Annotated in this window: 14 protein-coding genes and 1 pseudogene; 9 read left to right on the top strand and 6 right to left on the bottom strand. The window is 71.0% G+C overall.

Annotated features, from left to right (window positions below):
- Positions 1 to 53: 53 nt before the first annotated feature.
- Positions 54 to 308 (bottom strand): DUF2530 domain-containing protein, encoded by a 255-nt coding sequence (locus ACIP5W_RS16860; RefSeq protein WP_401473178.1) that lies wholly within the window; start codon positions 306 to 308, stop codon positions 54 to 56.
- Between the two features lie 150 nt (positions 309 to 458).
- Between ACIP5W_RS16860 and ACIP5W_RS16865 the strand changes: the two genes are divergently transcribed.
- The gene (locus ACIP5W_RS16865; protein ID WP_401473181.1) at positions 459 to 1910 is read left to right on the top strand and encodes an NCS2 family permease; all 1452 of its coding nucleotides are present in this window, start codon (positions 459 to 461) and stop codon (positions 1908 to 1910) included.
- 124 nt (positions 1911 to 2034) lie between these two features.
- On the opposite strand, the gene ACIP5W_RS16870 is transcribed toward ACIP5W_RS16865, so the two are convergent.
- Positions 2035 to 2217, bottom strand: a complete 183-nt coding sequence (locus ACIP5W_RS16870) for a ribbon-helix-helix protein, CopG family (protein ID WP_401473184.1) — start codon at positions 2215 to 2217, stop codon at positions 2035 to 2037.
- A 165-nt stretch (positions 2218 to 2382) separates the two neighbouring features.
- Between ACIP5W_RS16870 and ACIP5W_RS16875 the strand changes: the two genes are divergently transcribed.
- From ACIP5W_RS16875 to thpR, 3 genes are all read left to right on the top strand, one after another.
- A complete protein-coding gene (locus tag ACIP5W_RS16875; protein ID WP_363086778.1) occupies positions 2383 to 2820 on the top strand; it encodes a MarR family transcriptional regulator in 438 nt (145 codons plus the stop codon).
- Positions 2821 to 2844: 24 nt separating this feature from the next.
- The gene (locus ACIP5W_RS16880) at positions 2845 to 4209 is read left to right on the top strand and encodes an MFS transporter (protein WP_401473188.1); all 1365 of its coding nucleotides are present in this window, start codon (positions 2845 to 2847) and stop codon (positions 4207 to 4209) included.
- Between the two features lie 64 nt (positions 4210 to 4273).
- Entirely contained in the window at positions 4274 to 4846 is a 573-nt protein-coding gene (gene thpR / locus ACIP5W_RS16885; RefSeq protein ID WP_401473191.1) for an RNA 2',3'-cyclic phosphodiesterase, read from the top strand.
- A 223-nt stretch (positions 4847 to 5069) separates the two neighbouring features.
- Here the strand turns inward: thpR and ACIP5W_RS16890 are convergent, their stop codons facing one another.
- Together ACIP5W_RS16890 and ACIP5W_RS16895 are read right to left on the bottom strand one after the other, a co-directional pair.
- The gene (locus ACIP5W_RS16890; protein WP_401473194.1) at positions 5070 to 6062 is read right to left on the bottom strand and encodes an aldo/keto reductase; all 993 of its coding nucleotides are present in this window, start codon (positions 6060 to 6062) and stop codon (positions 5070 to 5072) included.
- Between the two features lie 29 nt (positions 6063 to 6091).
- Positions 6092 to 6796, bottom strand: coding sequence for a GDSL-type esterase/lipase family protein (locus ACIP5W_RS16895; RefSeq protein WP_401473197.1), 705 nt, complete (start codon positions 6794 to 6796; stop codon positions 6092 to 6094).
- 88 nt (positions 6797 to 6884) lie between these two features.
- On the opposite strand from ACIP5W_RS16895, the gene ACIP5W_RS16900 reads away from it, so the two are divergent.
- The 3 genes and pseudogenes from ACIP5W_RS16900 to ACIP5W_RS16910 all read left to right on the top strand — a co-directional run bounded on the left by ACIP5W_RS16900 (position 6885) and on the right by ACIP5W_RS16910 (position 11630).
- Complete coding sequence (locus tag ACIP5W_RS16900; RefSeq protein WP_401473200.1) at positions 6885 to 7862, top strand: WD40 repeat domain-containing protein; 978 nt, start codon at positions 6885 to 6887, stop codon at positions 7860 to 7862.
- A gap of 214 nt (positions 7863 to 8076) precedes the next feature.
- Positions 8077 to 9612 (top strand): annotated as a pseudogene (locus tag ACIP5W_RS16905) (cellulase family glycosylhydrolase).
- Between the two features lie 239 nt (positions 9613 to 9851).
- A complete protein-coding gene (locus ACIP5W_RS16910; RefSeq protein ID WP_401473203.1) occupies positions 9852 to 11630 on the top strand; it encodes a DUF4157 domain-containing protein in 1779 nt (592 codons plus the stop codon).
- Between the two features lie 314 nt (positions 11631 to 11944).
- Here the strand turns inward: ACIP5W_RS16910 and ACIP5W_RS16915 are convergent, their stop codons facing one another.
- Positions 11945 to 12376: an ATP-binding protein gene (locus ACIP5W_RS16915; protein WP_401473206.1), complete on the bottom strand. Its 432-nt coding sequence runs from the start codon at positions 12374 to 12376 to the stop codon at positions 11945 to 11947.
- Between the two features lie 137 nt (positions 12377 to 12513).
- On the opposite strand from ACIP5W_RS16915, the gene ACIP5W_RS16920 reads away from it, so the two are divergent.
- A complete protein-coding gene (locus ACIP5W_RS16920; RefSeq protein WP_401473209.1) occupies positions 12514 to 13383 on the top strand; it encodes a helix-turn-helix domain-containing protein in 870 nt (289 codons plus the stop codon).
- On the top strand, positions 13380 to 13577 hold the full coding sequence (locus ACIP5W_RS16925; protein ID WP_401473212.1) for a DUF397 domain-containing protein: 198 nt from the start codon (positions 13380 to 13382) through the stop codon (positions 13575 to 13577). The genes ACIP5W_RS16920 and ACIP5W_RS16925 overlap by 4 nt, the downstream gene beginning before the upstream one ends.
- A gap of 125 nt (positions 13578 to 13702) precedes the next feature.
- Here ACIP5W_RS16925 and ACIP5W_RS16930 read toward each other — a convergent pair whose 3' ends face one another.
- Positions 13703 to 14086: an AQJ64_40280 family protein gene (locus ACIP5W_RS16930; protein WP_401473215.1), complete on the bottom strand. Its 384-nt coding sequence runs from the start codon at positions 14084 to 14086 to the stop codon at positions 13703 to 13705.
- Between the last annotated feature and the right edge of the window lie 323 nt (positions 14087 to 14409).

Here is a 14409-nt window from a genome sequence, read left to right on the forward strand (position 1 = left end):
CGGCTCCGGGACCCCGGCCGGCTTCCGGCTCCGGGGACACCCTGGCTCCGCGGCTACGGCTGTTCGGCGGCGGCCCGCTTGATCGCCGCGTCCCGCCTGCGGACGTACCAGATGCCGATGAATCCCAGACCGCCGCCCGCGAGGCAGGTCCACAGCCACCAGAGGTGACCGTGGTCGTCGAACCAGCCGTAGAAGGGCAGCTGGACGAGGAAGAGGGCGAACCAGAGGATCGTGCCGCCGGTGATGGTGGCGACCACGGGGCCCTCCAGGGGCTCCGGCGCCTCGTGCTTGGGGGTCCACTTCGCCATGGGGACAGCCTACGAGGCGATCAGGTCTACGCGCGGAGATGGTGTTCGCCGATTTATGTGTTCATACTGAATCCGTTTGTCTCTGACCATTTTCATTCGTAGGAAGCACCAAAGCGGCATGGGGGATGTCCGCCGGTGATGAGGTTCCACATGTCCACCTCGGCCCCCGCCAAGGTCCCCGCGCCCGGAGAACCGGGCGGCACGCCCGCCCACGGCGCGCTCGACCGCTTCTTCCGCATCTCCGAGCGGGGCAGCACGCTGTCCCGGGAGATCCGGGGCGGTTTCGCCACCTTCTTCGCGATGGCCTACATCATCGTGCTGAACCCGATCATCCTCGGCAGCGCGAAGGACATGTACGGGCACCAGCTCGACAACGGCCAGCTCGTCACCGCCACCTGCGTCACGGCCGCGTTCACGACGCTGCTGATGGGCGTCATCGGCAACGTGCCCATCGCGCTGGCCGCCGGCCTCGGCGTCAACTCCGTCGTCGCGCTCCAGCTCGCCCCCCGGATGGCCTGGCCGGACGCGATGGGCATGGTCGTCCTCGCCGGTCTCGTGGTCATGCTGCTGGTGGCGACAGGTCTGCGCGAGCGCGTCATGAACGCCGTGCCGTTCGGCCTGCGCAAGGCCATCAGCATCGGTATCGGCCTGTTCATCATGCTGATCGGTCTCGTCGACTCCGGCTTCGTCACCCGCATCCCGGACGTCGCCCAGACCACCGTCCCGCTCCAGCTCGGCGCCGACGGTCACCTCAACGGCTGGCCGGTTCTCGTCTTCGTCCTCGGCGCGCTGCTGACGCTCGCGCTGATCGTCCGCAAGGTGCCGGGCGCGATCCTCATCTCGATCGTCGCGATGACCGCGCTGGGGCTGATCATCAACGCGGTCGCCACCGTGCCGTCCTGGGGCCTGACCACCCCGGAGTGGCCCGGCAACCCCGTCGCCACCCCCGACTTCGGGCTCATCGGCGAGGTCAGCCTCTTCGGCGGCTTCGGCAAGGTCGGCGTACTGACGGGCGTCCTCTTCGTCTTCACCGTGCTGCTGTCGTGCTTCTTCGACGCGATGGGCACGATCATGGGCGTCAGCGACGAGGCCAGGCTGACCGACGCGCAGGGCCAGATGCCCGGCATCAACAAGGTCCTCTTCGTCGACGGTCTCGCCGTGGCCGCCGGCGGCGTCAGCTCCTCCTCCGCCACCACCGCCTTCGTGGAGTCCACGGCCGGCGTCGGCGAGGGCGCCCGCACCGGCTTCGCGAACATCGTCACCGGCGGTCTCTTCACCGTCGCCCTGTTCCTGACCCCGGTCGCCACGATGGTCCCCTCCCAGGCGGCCACCCCGGCCCTGCTCGCGGTGGGCTTCCTGATCCTGGCCGGTTCGGTCAAGGAGATCGACTGGGCCGACCACACGATCGCGATCCCGGCCTTCGTCACGATGGTGATGATGCCGTTCACCTACTCGATCACCAACGGCATCGGCATGGGCTTCATCACCTTCGCGGTGCTGCGCCTGGCGGCCGGCCGCGGCCGTGAGGTGCCGGTCCCGATGTACGTGGTCTCCGCCGTGTTCGCCTTCTACTACCTGATGCCGGCCCTGGGCCTGACCTGAGCCGCGTGCCTCACCCGGACCGCGTGCCCGACCTGAGCCGCGTGCCCGACCTGAGCCGCGTGCCCGACCCGGGCCGCGTGCCCGACCCATGTCTCACGGCCTCACCCGGACCGCGTCACGCGGCTCAGGTGAGGCCGTAGAACTTCTCCGTCTCCTCGACCGCGGTCTGGAACCGCTCGTCGAAGTCATCGCGCATGAGCGTCCGGACGACGTAGTCCTGGACGCTCATTCCTCTTCTGGCGGCATGGTGCCGGAGCCGTTCGAGCAGCTCGTGGTCTATTCGCAGGCTGAGCACATCGGTCCCCATGGCTATGAGGGTCGCGGCACGATCCGGGACGGCGGGTGCCGTTCCGCGCCCGCACCACCCGTTTGAGTGATATTGGGGTGATGTGGCGATTCAGTGGCGCGCGTCACGGGAACCAGCGCGCCCCCACGGTGGTCTTTAGCGAGGGTAATGAGTTACTCTAAATACATGCCGGACCTCGAACATGGCGACGACGCTGCCGCCGTGAACTCCCTGCGATCCGCCGTGATGCGGCTGTCCCGTCGGCTCAAGCACCAGCGCGTCGACGAGTCACTGAGCCCCACCGAGATGTCGGTGCTCGGCACCCTCTCCCTGTGCGGCAGCGCCACCCCCGGTGAGCTGGCCCGCAAGGAGCACGTACAGCCGCCGTCGATGACCCGCATCGTGGCGCTCCTGGAGGCCAAGGGCCTGGTCCGGCTGGAGCCTCATCCCGAGGACCGCCGCCAGAAGGTCGTCACGAAGACCGAGCAGGCCGAGGCCATGCTCGCGGAGAGCCGCGCCAAGCGGAACGCCTTCCTGGCCACCCTGGTCGACGGCCTCGACGAGGACGAGTGGGCGAAGCTGCGCGCCGCCGCCCCCGTCCTGGAGAAGCTCGCACACCTGTAGGCACTTCGCGAGGAGGCGACCCTGTTGAGTACGGGACCCGGAGCAGACTCCGCCCCCGCACCGACCACCCACGACTCTCCCCCCGGCCCGTCCGGGGGCACCCGCAGGTCCTCGATGTTCAGCTCCCTCCGGGTCAGGAACTACCGCCTGTTCTTCGCCGGCCAGGTCGTCTCCAACATCGGCACCTGGATGCAGCGCATCGCCCAGGACTGGCTGGTGCTGAGCCTCACCGGCTCCGCCACCGCCGTCGGCGTCACGACGGCCCTGCAGTTCCTGCCGATGCTCCTGTTCGGCCTCTACGGCGGCGTCCTCGTCGACCGCTGGCCCAAGCGCCGCACCCTCCTGTTCACCCAGGTGGCCATGGCCGTCACCGGGATCGCGCTCGCTCTGCTCACCCTCTCCGGGCACGTCGAGGTCTGGCACGTCTACGTCGCCGCCTTCGCCGTCGGACTCGCGACCGTCCTGGACAACCCGGCCCGCCAGTCCTTCGTCTCCGAGATGGTCGGCCCCGACCAGCTCCAGAACGCGGTCAGTCTCAACTCCGCGAACTTCCAGTCCGCCCGCCTCGTCGGCCCGGCCGTCGCCGGCCTGATGATCACCGGGGTGGGCACCGGCTGGGCGTTCCTCGCCAACGGCCTGTCCTTCGTCGCGCCCATCGCCGGACTGCTGCTGATGCGCGGCCGCGAACTGCACGCCGCCCGGCGCGCCCCGCGCGGCAAGGGCCAGCTGCGGGAGGGCCTGCACTACGTCGCCGGCCGCCCGGACCTGATCTGGCCGATCGTCCTGGTCGGCTTCATCGGCACCTTCGGCTTCAACTTCCCCGTCTACCTCTCCGCCTTCGCCGACGACGTCTTCCACGCGGGCGCCGGCTCCTACAGCCTCTTCAACACCCTGATGGCCGTCGGCTCGCTCGCCGGCGCACTGCTCGCCGCCCGCCGCGGAACCTCCCGCATGCGGGTGCTGATCGCGGCGGCCGTGGCGTTCGGCGTGATGGAATTGGTCGCCGCCGCCGCCCCGTCCCTGTGGCTGTTCGCGCTGCTCATGGCGCCGATCGGCATGTTCGGCATGACGGTCAACGTCACCGCGAACACCACCATCCAGATGGGCACCGACCCGGCCATGCGCGGCCGCGTCATGGCCCTCTACATGATGGTCTTCCTCGGCGGCTCCCCGGTCGGCGCCCCGATCGCCGGCTGGATCACCGACGCGTACGGCGTCCGGGCGGGCCTCGCGGCGGGCGGCGCGGTCTCCGCGCTGGCGGCGGCGGTCGTCGGCCTGGTCCTGGCCCGCGTCGGCGGCCTGCGCCTCGCCGTCGGCTGGCGCCGCGGCCACCCGGTCGTGCGGTTCGTGCCCCGGGAGCGGCGCGAGGAACTGGCGGCCGCGGTGTGACGCGGCAGGGGCAGGTGCCGGAGGCGGAAGCGGTTGCGGTGGTGACGGAAGGCACACTGGCCCCATGAGACTCTTCGCCGCCGTGCTGCCCCCGCAGGACGTGGCCGACGAACTCGCCGCCGAGGTCGACGCGTTGCGCAGGCTGCCCGGCGCCGACCGGCTGCGCTGGACCGGCCGCCCCGGCTGGCACCTCACCCTCGCCTTCTACGGCGAGGTCGACGCGGAGGCCGTACCCGGGCTGTCGGCACGGCTGGAGCGGGCCGCGCGGCACACCGGGCCCTTCGTCCTGGCCCTGCGCGGCGGCGGGCAGTTCGGGCACGGGCGGGCGCTGTGGGCCGGGGCCGCGGGCGGGACGGCGGCGCTGCGGCTGCTGGCGGACCGGGCGGAGGCGGCGGGCCGCAAGGCGGGCCTGGACCTCGGCGAGCACCGCCGTTACAAGGCCCACCTGACGCTGGCCCGCAGCCGCGACGCCGTCGACACCCGCCCCTACGTCGACTCGCTGCACACCTTCGCGGGCCGCGAGTGGACCGTGCGGGAGCTGACGCTCGTGCGCAGCCACCCGCCGACGTCCGGGGTGCCGGGGGAGCAGCCGCGTTACGAGCCGGTCGGCCGCTGGGCGCTCGGCGCGGCCGGTTAGGCTCGGAGGGTGGACCCGAAGACCCGGAACCGGATCATGGCCGGTGCGCTCGTACTGATGTTCGTCGTGGTGGCGGTGGCGGCGGCACTCGGGAAGTGACCGCCCGCCGCCGCACACCGCTGCCGCGGGCTTGACGGGGACAGACCCTCCGGCCGGCGGACCGCCGCCCCCGGCTCACCGGACCGGGCGGCCGGCTCACCGGCCCCGGACCGTCGCCGCTCGACTACCAGGCGAAGGCCTCCGGGGACGGACCCGGGCCGGGGAACACCTCGTCGAGGCCCGCCAGCAGCTCCTCGCCCAGCTCCAGCTCGACCGCCCGCACGGCGGACGCGAGCTGCTCGGCCGTACGCGGACCGACGATCGGGCCGGTCACGCCGGGCCGGGTGAGCAGCCAGGCCAGCGCGACCTCGCCGGGCTCCAGGCCGTGCTTGTCGAGCAGGTCCTCGTACGCCTGGATCTGCTCGCGTGCCTTGGTGTCCTTGAGCGTGTCGGCCGCGCGGCCGCTCGCCCGGCGCCCCTGTGTGGCCTCCTTCTTGAGGACGCCGCCGAGCAGACCGCCGTGCAGCGGCGACCAGGGGATCACCCCGAGGCCGTACTCCTGCGCCGCCGGGACGACCTCCATCTCGGCGCGCCGCTCGGCCAGGTTGTAGAGGCACTGCTCGCTGACCAGGCCGATGGTGCCGCCGCGCCGGGCGGCGATCTCGTTGGCCTGGGCGATCTTGTAGCCGGGGAAGTTGGAGGAGCCGACGTAGAGGATCTTGCCCTGCTGCACGAGCACGTCGACCGCCTGCCAGATCTCCTCGAAGGGAGTGTCCCGGTCGACGTGGTGGAACTGGTAGAGGTCGATGTGGTCGGTCCGCAGCCGCTTGAGACTGGCGTCGACCGCCCGCCGGATGTTGAGGGCGGAGAGCTTGTCGTGGTTGGGCCAGGCCTCGCCGTCGGCGCCCATGTTGCCGTACACCTTGGTGGCGAGCACGACCTTGTCGCGCCGCTCGCCGCCCTGGGCGAACCAGTTCCCGATGATGGATTCCGTACGGCCCTTGTTCTCGCCCCACCCATAGACATTTGCGGTATCGAAGAAATTGATGCCCGCGTCCAGCGCCGCGTCCATGATCGTGTGGCTGGTGGCTTCGTCTGTCTGCGGTCCGAAGTTCATGGTCCCGAGGACCAGTCGGCTGACCTTGAGTCCGGTGCGTCCGAGCTGCGTGTACTCCATGGGCTCAAGCCAACGGCCTGGAGTGGGCTCTATGCAAGGGGGGCCGCCCGCGGGGAGCGTTCAGCCCCGTACGGCCCGCCCAGCCCCCACCCCTGGTGCAGGGCCTTCGCGAAGGCCGACGCCAGCCGGTGTTCGCCGTTCGCGTTCGGGTGGGTGCCGTCGTAGGTGTCGGTGGCGATGTCCCAGTCCTCCGGGACCGGGGCCAGGAGGAGGGGGGAGGCCGGCTCGTCCAGGTCGGCGGCGGTCTTGGCGAGGAGCTCGTTGAAGAGGGAGACCTGGGCGGCGAACGGCTCGTCCTGCGCGGCCCGGATGTTGGGAATCACCGGCAGGAGGACCATGCCGATCTTCGGGTTCGCCGTCCGCGCCCGCTCCACGAAGAGGCGGACGTTCTGCGCCGTCTGCTCGGCGTTCGTGTAGAAGCCGAGGTCTATCAGGCCGAGGGAGACCAGCAGGACGTCCGCCCGGCAGTCGCGGACCGCGTCGCCGACGAGCGGGGCCATGTGCAGCCAGCCCTCGCCCCAGCCGGCCAGGTGGCGGCGGGGGAAGCCGGGATCGGCGTAGGCGTACGACGTGGGGGCGTCCGCCGCCTTGTCGTACAGCGTCTCGCGGGGGCCGACGAGCGTGACCGGGGCCCCGTGCGTCGCGCACAGGTGCCGCCACAGGCGGTGGCGCCAGGTGTGCTCGCCCGCGCTGCCGATCGTCATCGAGTCGCCGACGGGCATGATCCTGAGCATCCGCTCATCATGGAGGACGGGAGCGGCGCGTGGGATGTGAGTCGGACCACGAGTGAGGAACAGGCAGGCGGGATGGCAGGCTTGGGGCATGCGCCGACCGTTCGCCCTCCTCGCCGGGGCCCTGCTCGTGGGTGCGCTCGCCGCGCCCGCCTCCGCCGCCGACGGCGACAAGAGCTTCACGATCGAGGACCCGAGGATCACCGAGTCCAGCGGTCTGGCCGCCTCCCGGCAGCACCCCGGCGTCTACTGGACGCACAACGACAGCGACGACGGCCCCTACCTCTACGCCGTCGACAGTGCCTCGGGGAAGACGGTCGCGCGCCTCACCCTCACCGGCATCGGCACCCCGCGCGACGTCGAGGCGATCTCCGTCGGTCCGGGCAACCGGATCCTCGTCGGGGACATCGGCGACAACCTCGGCGGCACCTGGCCGTACGTGTGGATCTACGAGCTGCCCGAGCCGAAGGAGCTGAAGGACGCGACCGTGCGCGCCACGCAGTACGTCGTGACGTACTCCGACGGCGCCCGGGACGCCGAGTCGCTGCTCGTCCACCCGAAGACGGGGCGCGTCTACATCATCGACAAGAAGGAGGACGGCGGCCACCTGTACGAGGGCCCGGCCAAGCTCTCCGCCTCGGGGAAGAACGTCTTCCGCCCCGTCGCCCCCATCGACCTGTGGGCCACCGACGCCGCCCTCTCCCCGGACGGCGAACGGCTCGCCGTACGCGGCTACTTCGGCGGCATCGACTACGACTGGAACGCCGGCGTCCCCAAGCGGCTGGGCCGCCTCGACGTGCCGTTGCAGCGGCAGGGCGAGTCCGTCACCTTCTCCGCCGACGGCTCGAAGCTGATGTACGGCACCGAGGGCGCCGGCAGCGAGGTGCGGGCGGAGGACGCGCCCGGTGACCCGGGGTCCGGGTCGCCCTCCGGCGGCGGCGGTTCGGCGTCCTCCTCCGACGGGGGCGAGGACTCCGGGACGAGCGGGAGCGTGAAGGTGGGGGCGGTCGCGGTGGCGGTCCTGTGCCTGGCCCTGTTCGGCCTCGGCCGGCTGCGGCGCAGGCGCTGAGGCGCCCGCCCCGGGCCGAGCCGGGACGCCCGCCCCGGGCCGAGCCCGGAAGCCCGCCGCGCCCCGGGCCGGGACGCCCGCCCCGGGCGAAGCCGGAGTGCACCAGCTGACGTCGACCATCTTGACGTGTCCATGTGAGCCCTCTTCCATGGGAGGCGCGGTTGTGGGAGCGCTCCCACTCTTTCCGGGCCGCACCCCGAGAGGAAGCAGCGACATGTTCCGCACCATGCGCAGAGCACTGTGCACGGCCGCCGCCGCACTCCTGCTACCGCTGATCCCCCTGGCCGCGGCCCCGCAGGCGCAGGCTGCGGACGCCGGCGGAGCCGGGTACTGGCACACCAGCGGCCGCCAGATCCTGGACGCGTCCGGGCAGCCGGTCCGCGTCGCCGGCATCAACTGGTTCGGCTTCGAGACCTCCAACAACGTCGTCCACGGCCTGTGGTCCCGCGATTACAAGAGCATGATCGACCAGATCAGGACGACGGGTTACAACACCCTGCGGCTCCCGTTCAGCGACGACATCCTCAAACCCGGCGCCGTCCCCAACAGCATCGACTTCTCCGCCGGGAAGAACGCCGACCTGCAAGGACTCACCTCCCTCCAGGTGCTGGACAAGATCGTCGGATACGCCGGCCAGACCGGCGTCAAGGTCATCCTGGACCGGCACCGCCCGGACGGGGCGGGCCAGTCGGCGCTCTGGTACACCTCGGCGGTCCCGGAGTCGACGTGGATCGCCAACCTCAAGTCGATCGCCGGGCGTTACGCCGGCAACCCCACCGTCGTGGGCATCGACCTGCACAACGAGCCGCACGACCCCGCCTGCTGGGGCTGCGGGGACACGACGAGGGACTGGCGGCTGGCGGCCCAGCGCGCCGGGAACGCCGTGCTCTCCGTCAACCCGAACCTGCTGATCTTCGTGGAGGGCGTGCAGACCTTCGACGGGGTCTCCGGCTGGTGGGGCGGCAACCTGATGGGCGTCGCCCAGTACCCGGTCCAGCTCGACGTGCCGAACCGGGTCGTCTACTCCGCCCACGACTACGCCACCAGCGTGGCCCAGCAGAGCTGGTTCAGCGACCCGGCGTTCCCCGCGAACATGCCCGGGATCTGGGACAAGTACTGGGGCTACATCTTCAAGCAGAACATCGCCCCCGTGTGGGTGGGTGAGTTCGGCACCACCCTCCAGTCGACGGTCGACCAGAAGTGGCTGACGGCCCTGGTGAACTACCTGCGGCCCACCTCGACGTACGGCGCGGACTCCTTCCACTGGACGTTCTGGTCCTGGAACCCCAACTCCGGTGACACGGGCGGCATCCTGAAGGACGACTGGCAGACCGTGGACACGGTCAAGGACGGCTACCTGACGAGCGTCAAGGCGCCCGGCTTCGCGCCGGGGACCGGGAGCGGCGACCCCGGCGACCCGGGCAACCCCGGTGACCCGGGCGGCGGTACGGCCGCCTGCACCGCCGCGTACACGGTCAGCAGCGACTGGGGCGGCGGCTTCAACGCCGACGTGAAGGTCACCAACACCGGTACGAAGGCAATCAGTTCGTGGAAGGTGACCTGGACCTGACCCGGCTCGCAGAAGGTCACCAGCATGTGGAACGCGTCGTACACCCAGAGCGGCGCGACGGTCACGGCGGTGAACGCCGCCCACAACGGGGCGCTGGCCGCGGGCGGTTCGGCGAGCTTCGGCTTCGGCGCGGCGCCGGGGGGCGGGGGCGTGCCGAACGTGAGCTGCACGGCTGCGTGACTGGTACGACGGCGTCAGCCGTACGGCCGTGGGCAGGGGTGTCCGGTGGCAGCCGGGCACCCCTCGGTGCCTGTGGCGGCCGACGACCTGTCCGCGTGCCGTCCACCCGCCCCGGAGCGGTCCGACGGGTGGTGAACCGGTTCCGGGAGTTGTCCGTTTCCCTGCGTATCGGCTGCTCCGTGCTCCGCGGCTCCGCGGGACGGCGGCGACTTTCGATGTGGTCACCCCGGAAGGCTGCGATGCGCGTCAACGAGACATCCCCCGAGCGCGACGGTTCCAGGCCCAGTCGTGCCCCCGCTCGCACATCGGCGAAAGCGCCTGGTCCCGGCGCCGCGACGCCCGCGCACACACTGCTGGCGCAGCAGGGCGCCGCGGGCAACGCGGCGGTCGTCCAGATGCTGCGGCAGGCGGGACACCCCTGGGCCCGGCACCGGCACGGCGCCGGGTGCGGCCATGAGGGGACGGCCGTACAGGGCGCGGTGCAGCGTTCCGCCGTGCACGACGTCCTGCGCGCGGCCGGCCGGCCCATGGACGACACCACCCGCTCCGACATGGAAGCCCGGTTCGGTCAGGACTTCTCCGACGTCCGTATCCACGAGGGCGGTGCGGCGCGGGCGTCCGCGTCCGAGATCGGCGCCCGTGCCTACACCTCCGGACATCACATCGTCATCGGCGACGGCGGCGCCGACAGGCACACCCTCGCCCACGAACTCACCCACGTCGTCCAGCAGCGGCAGGGCCCCGTCGCCGGCCTCGACAACGGGGCGGGCCTGAAGGTCTCCGATCCCTCCGACCGCTTCGAACGCGAAGCCGAGGCCAACGCGGCACGGGTCATGTCGTCACCGGCGCCCGTGCAGCGCCTTCCCCGGCGGACGGGCGCCGACAGCGGTGCTCTCCCCGCGGTGGCGGCGGCCGGCCCACCGCCGGTGCAGCGCATGCTCCGCTACGACCCGGTCAAGATGGACGGCGGTTACGACGCCGACTACTACGACTCCCACTCCTCCGGTTCCGAGCGGGGCCGGAGCCGCAACCCGAGCCCGGGGGAGGCCGGCCGTACCGCCCCGGCACCCCGGCAGGTGTCGGCGCCCGCGGCTTCGCCCGCCTGGACGGCCGGTGAGATCGCGCGCAGTGTCGCCCTCCGTCTCTGCGCGCCGCAACCGGGTGCGACGGCCGAGGAGGTGTCCGCCATCACGGAGTTCGCGAACATCGCGGCGGCGTGGGCCTCCCACGAGGTGGGTGCGATCGACGTCCGGCCCCGGTCGAGGGAGGCCGTGGAGTTCGAGCACGCGTTCCGCGCCACGTACACGAGCGTCTTCGACGAGAAGCACTACGAACAGGGCCGCACCGCCGCGGTCGTCGAGGAATCCGCGCGCGCGGCCGCCCGTGAGGCGTACGCCGCCATCGGACTCGAGAGGCGGCTCCAGGGCGTCCGCGGCGTTCCCGATCTCCCTCTCGACGAACTGATCGCCCCGCTGCGGACCTTCATCAGGAAGAGCGTGGCCGACGGGGAGGCGGACTCGTACAAGGTCACGGTCAAGGCCGACCGCGGCAAGCCCTGGACCAGCCCGGACTTCTACCAGGACTACGAGGTGGGTCACGTCTGGATCCAGTGGGAGACCAGCAGCAGGAAGCGTGCCTCCTTCGGCTTCTATCCGCAGGCCGGCGCCGGTCCGGTGCAGAGCGTGCCCGGCATGATCCGCTGCCCCGAACCGCACCGCCGCTACGACGACAAGCTCTCGGTGAACGTGTCGCTGAGAGACGTCGTCCGCGGGTACATGCTGGCCCACCAGCGCTCGGGGGAGGACTACAACTTCCTGCGCTACAACTGCACCAGCTTCGCGGCCGAGGTGTGGAGGGCCATGACCGGCCGGACGTTGCCCCGGGGAATGGTGGTGTCGAACCCCGCCTCCACCGGCAGCGGTATCTACGAGGCGTATCAGCAGGCCGGCCGGCGAAGGGCCCACGGCGGCGCCACCGGACCGTTCCCGTACAGCGACTCCGAGCCGCACGGCAACTGATACCGGCCGGCCGGGCCTTCCGGGCCGAACGGGCCCGGCGGCTGGTCAAGCCGCAGGACGTACGGCCGCGCCACGTCGTCGTCGGTCCGCCAGGACGGTGGCGCGGGTGCGGGCGGGTCTCCCAGCAGGACTCGTCGTGCGGGAAGGGCGGATGGCGGCCGGTGGCACGGGAGCGCCTGGACCAGCGGCGCCGGCGGGCGTCGTGGGGGTTCGGCAGCCGCCAGACGTAGGGGTCGGGCGAGCGGACCGCCTGCGCCAGATCGCTCATGAGGGGTTCGGGTGGCTGTGGCCGGGTGAACAGGCGGGTGCCCGCGTCAAGAAGCAACCGGAACACGGGCCTTCTCCGGGGACCCCGTCGCGGCCGGTGAGAACCGGGCCCACACGCGTTTCGTGTACGGCTCCTGCCGGCACCCCCAGGAGTCGGCCAGCGCCGCGACGAGCGCGAGGCCGCGCCCGCTCTCCTCGTCCGGGCCGGAGTGGCGGAGCCGGGGGAGCCGGTCCCGGTCCGGGTCCGCGACCTCCAGGACCAGCTCCGTCCCGTGCAGGGTCAGCGTGACCTCGACCTGGGCGTCGGCGACGCGGCAGTGGGTCACGGCGTTGGTGACGAGTTCGTTGGCCAGGAGGGTTGCTGAGTAGGCGAGTTGGTCGGTGACACCCCAGTCGGCGAGGGCCTTGCGGACACGCTGGCGGGCGGTGGCGATGTGCCGTCGGTGTCGGGGGATGCGGAAGGTTTCCGTCGGTGACATGGGGCGAAACTGCGGACGTATCCGATACGCCCACAACCTTCTCTATTGAATACATGCAGTTGTGCACTCGATCGAGTGATGGGATCCCGGAGGCGATGACGCGTGTGGCATCGTTGCGGCCGGAGAGGGGAGATCCCATGCCCGCAGGGGGACGGCCGACCGTACGCAGCAGGCGTCTGGGGACGGCGCTCAGGCAGTACCGGCACGCCGCCAAGCTCGACCAGCCGCAGGCCGCCGAGATCATCGCGTCGAGCCAGGCCAGGGTCAGCCGCCTCGAAAGCGGACACGTCACCGCACGCGTCATCGAAGTACGGCTGCTGCTCGACGCGTACGGCGTCACGGACCCTGAAGTGCGCTCCAAGCTGGAGGATTTGGCCAAGCACTCGAAGAAACGGGGCTGGTGGCTGGAGCACGCGGCACACTTGCGGCCCGACTACCTCGACCACATCGCGCTGGAGGACGACGCCTCCCACATTCGTGAGTGGCAGCCGGTGTTGGTGCCCGGCCTGCTGCAGACCCCCGCTTACGCCGAGGCGGTCACCACCGAGGGGCCCAACTACGTTTCCCCCGAACGGATCACCCAGCTGGTGAAGGTCCGGGAGAGCCGCCAGGCGAAGATCGAAGAAGGCGGAGCGACGTACACCGCCATCGTGTGGGAGGCGGTCGTCGCGCACCCGCTGGTGGACGTCGAGGTTCACAGGGAGCAGCTCTCCGCGATCCTCGAAGCCGGGAAGCGGAAGAACGTCACGATCCAGGTACTGCCCTTCAAGGCCGGGCTCCTGGCAGCCGCGACCTCGGCCTTCTCCACGTTCAGCTTCGACTCGGAGCCGACCGTCGAGGCGGTGACGCTGGAGAACCTGAGGGGCGCGTCGGTCCTTGAGGACCCCGAGGACCTGGCGGCTTACGCCAATACGTATGACCTACTACGATCATCCGCACTGGCTCCGGAGGCGAGCGCCAGTCTCATCCGGAGCGCACTGCGGACCCTCAAGGAAGACACGTCATGATCGAGGTCATAGGCCCGTTCCGGAAGTCCTCCTACTCGGGGCAGGAGAGCAACTGCGTGGAAGTGGCCGCCACCAACGTCAACGGCCGCGCGCTCCGGGACAGCAAGTGGCGGGACGGCCCGCTGATCGCCGTCTCCGGTCGGAGCTGGCAGGGCTTCCTGCGGCAGTTCGCGCAGGAGGAGAGCTCGTGGTGACCGAAGCGGTGAGCCCCTTCATGCCGACGTCCGCGGCCTGACGGCGGCTCGGCACCAAGGCTGTTCCGGGACTGTGTGAGGACGGGAACAGCCTGCCCGGAGCTGTCCGAGCAGGCTGCTGTGGGTCACTCGGTGGGGCGAGCGACCCACGCATTCCGGAGAGCCGTCTGCACGTCCTTCCCGAGAACGGCGTGCATCGTCCCGCCGGGCAGGGTGGGCAACTCGGCCCAGTGGGTCACGCTTTCGGCATTGGTGGAGCCGTAGGGCAAACGGACGATCCCGTCGGAGTCGACGAAGCAGTCCCGGTGCTCCGTCCCGTCCTCGCTCCAGTGCAGAGTCGTGAAGTACATCGGCCTCACCAGCCAGAATTCCTCACCCGACGCCGTACCGGACTCGGTGGCGCTGTCAGCCGGATAGCGACCGGTGATCGCCGCCGCCACCGGTGTACCGCTCCGGGGCAGTCTGTCGCGTGCGTCGACCCATGTCACCGCGGTGTTCATATCCGTCATCCCCGACCTCACTCAGGTACTCGGCAAGTCCTCTTCTGCTTCTGCCCGTATGCCGACCCACGGGCATCCGGACGATGCCCGACCCCGGCACCCGGCAGGACCGCTCGGCGTTCACGAAGGTTGCTCGGGACGGAACGAGTGCGGAACCAAGCGATCCGCGACCGCCTCCCTCTCCTTCCGGACTTACGCCCCCCAGCGGACGGACCAAACACCGCCGCACGTCCCACCGCCGTCACCGACCAACTCGGCGAAGGTGAACGCCCGGCCGAAGGGGCTGCACGACCGACGACGGAGTGAACACCTCCACGCCGTTCGGGCACTGC

It is taken from the genome of Streptomyces sp. NPDC088766, from assembly GCF_044750845.1.
GTDB lineage: Bacteria > Actinomycetota > Actinomycetes > Streptomycetales > Streptomycetaceae > Streptomyces.

What these genes read in the sequence shown, in the direction of transcription:
- ACIP5W_RS16860 (WP_401473178.1), bottom strand. Translation starts at nt 308, where the DNA reads ATGGCGAAGTGGACCCCCAAGCACGAGGCGCCGGAGCCCCTGGAGGGC.
- ACIP5W_RS16865 (WP_401473181.1), top strand. Translation starts at nt 459, where the DNA reads ATGTCCACCTCGGCCCCCGCCAAGGTCCCCGCGCCCGGAGAACCGGGC.
- ACIP5W_RS16870 (WP_401473184.1), bottom strand. Translation starts at nt 2,217, where the DNA reads ATGGGGACCGATGTGCTCAGCCTGCGAATAGACCACGAGCTGCTCGAA.
- ACIP5W_RS16875 (WP_363086778.1), top strand. Translation starts at nt 2,383, where the DNA reads ATGCCGGACCTCGAACATGGCGACGACGCTGCCGCCGTGAACTCCCTG.
- thpR (WP_401473191.1), top strand. Translation starts at nt 4,274, where the DNA reads ATGAGACTCTTCGCCGCCGTGCTGCCCCCGCAGGACGTGGCCGACGAA.
- ACIP5W_RS16890 (WP_401473194.1), bottom strand. Translation starts at nt 6,062, where the DNA reads ATGGAGTACACGCAGCTCGGACGCACCGGACTCAAGGTCAGCCGACTG.
- ACIP5W_RS16895 (WP_401473197.1), bottom strand. Translation starts at nt 6,796, where the DNA reads ATGCTCAGGATCATGCCCGTCGGCGACTCGATGACGATCGGCAGCGCG.
- ACIP5W_RS16900 (WP_401473200.1), top strand. Translation starts at nt 6,885, where the DNA reads ATGCGCCGACCGTTCGCCCTCCTCGCCGGGGCCCTGCTCGTGGGTGCG.
- ACIP5W_RS16910 (WP_401473203.1), top strand. Translation starts at nt 9,852, where the DNA reads ATGCGCGTCAACGAGACATCCCCCGAGCGCGACGGTTCCAGGCCCAGT.
- ACIP5W_RS16915 (WP_401473206.1), bottom strand. Translation starts at nt 12,376, where the DNA reads ATGTCACCGACGGAAACCTTCCGCATCCCCCGACACCGACGGCACATC.
- ACIP5W_RS16920 (WP_401473209.1), top strand. Translation starts at nt 12,514, where the DNA reads ATGCCCGCAGGGGGACGGCCGACCGTACGCAGCAGGCGTCTGGGGACG.
- ACIP5W_RS16925 (WP_401473212.1), top strand. Translation starts at nt 13,380, where the DNA reads ATGATCGAGGTCATAGGCCCGTTCCGGAAGTCCTCCTACTCGGGGCAG.
- ACIP5W_RS16930 (WP_401473215.1), bottom strand. Translation starts at nt 14,086, where the DNA reads ATGACGGATATGAACACCGCGGTGACATGGGTCGACGCACGCGACAGA.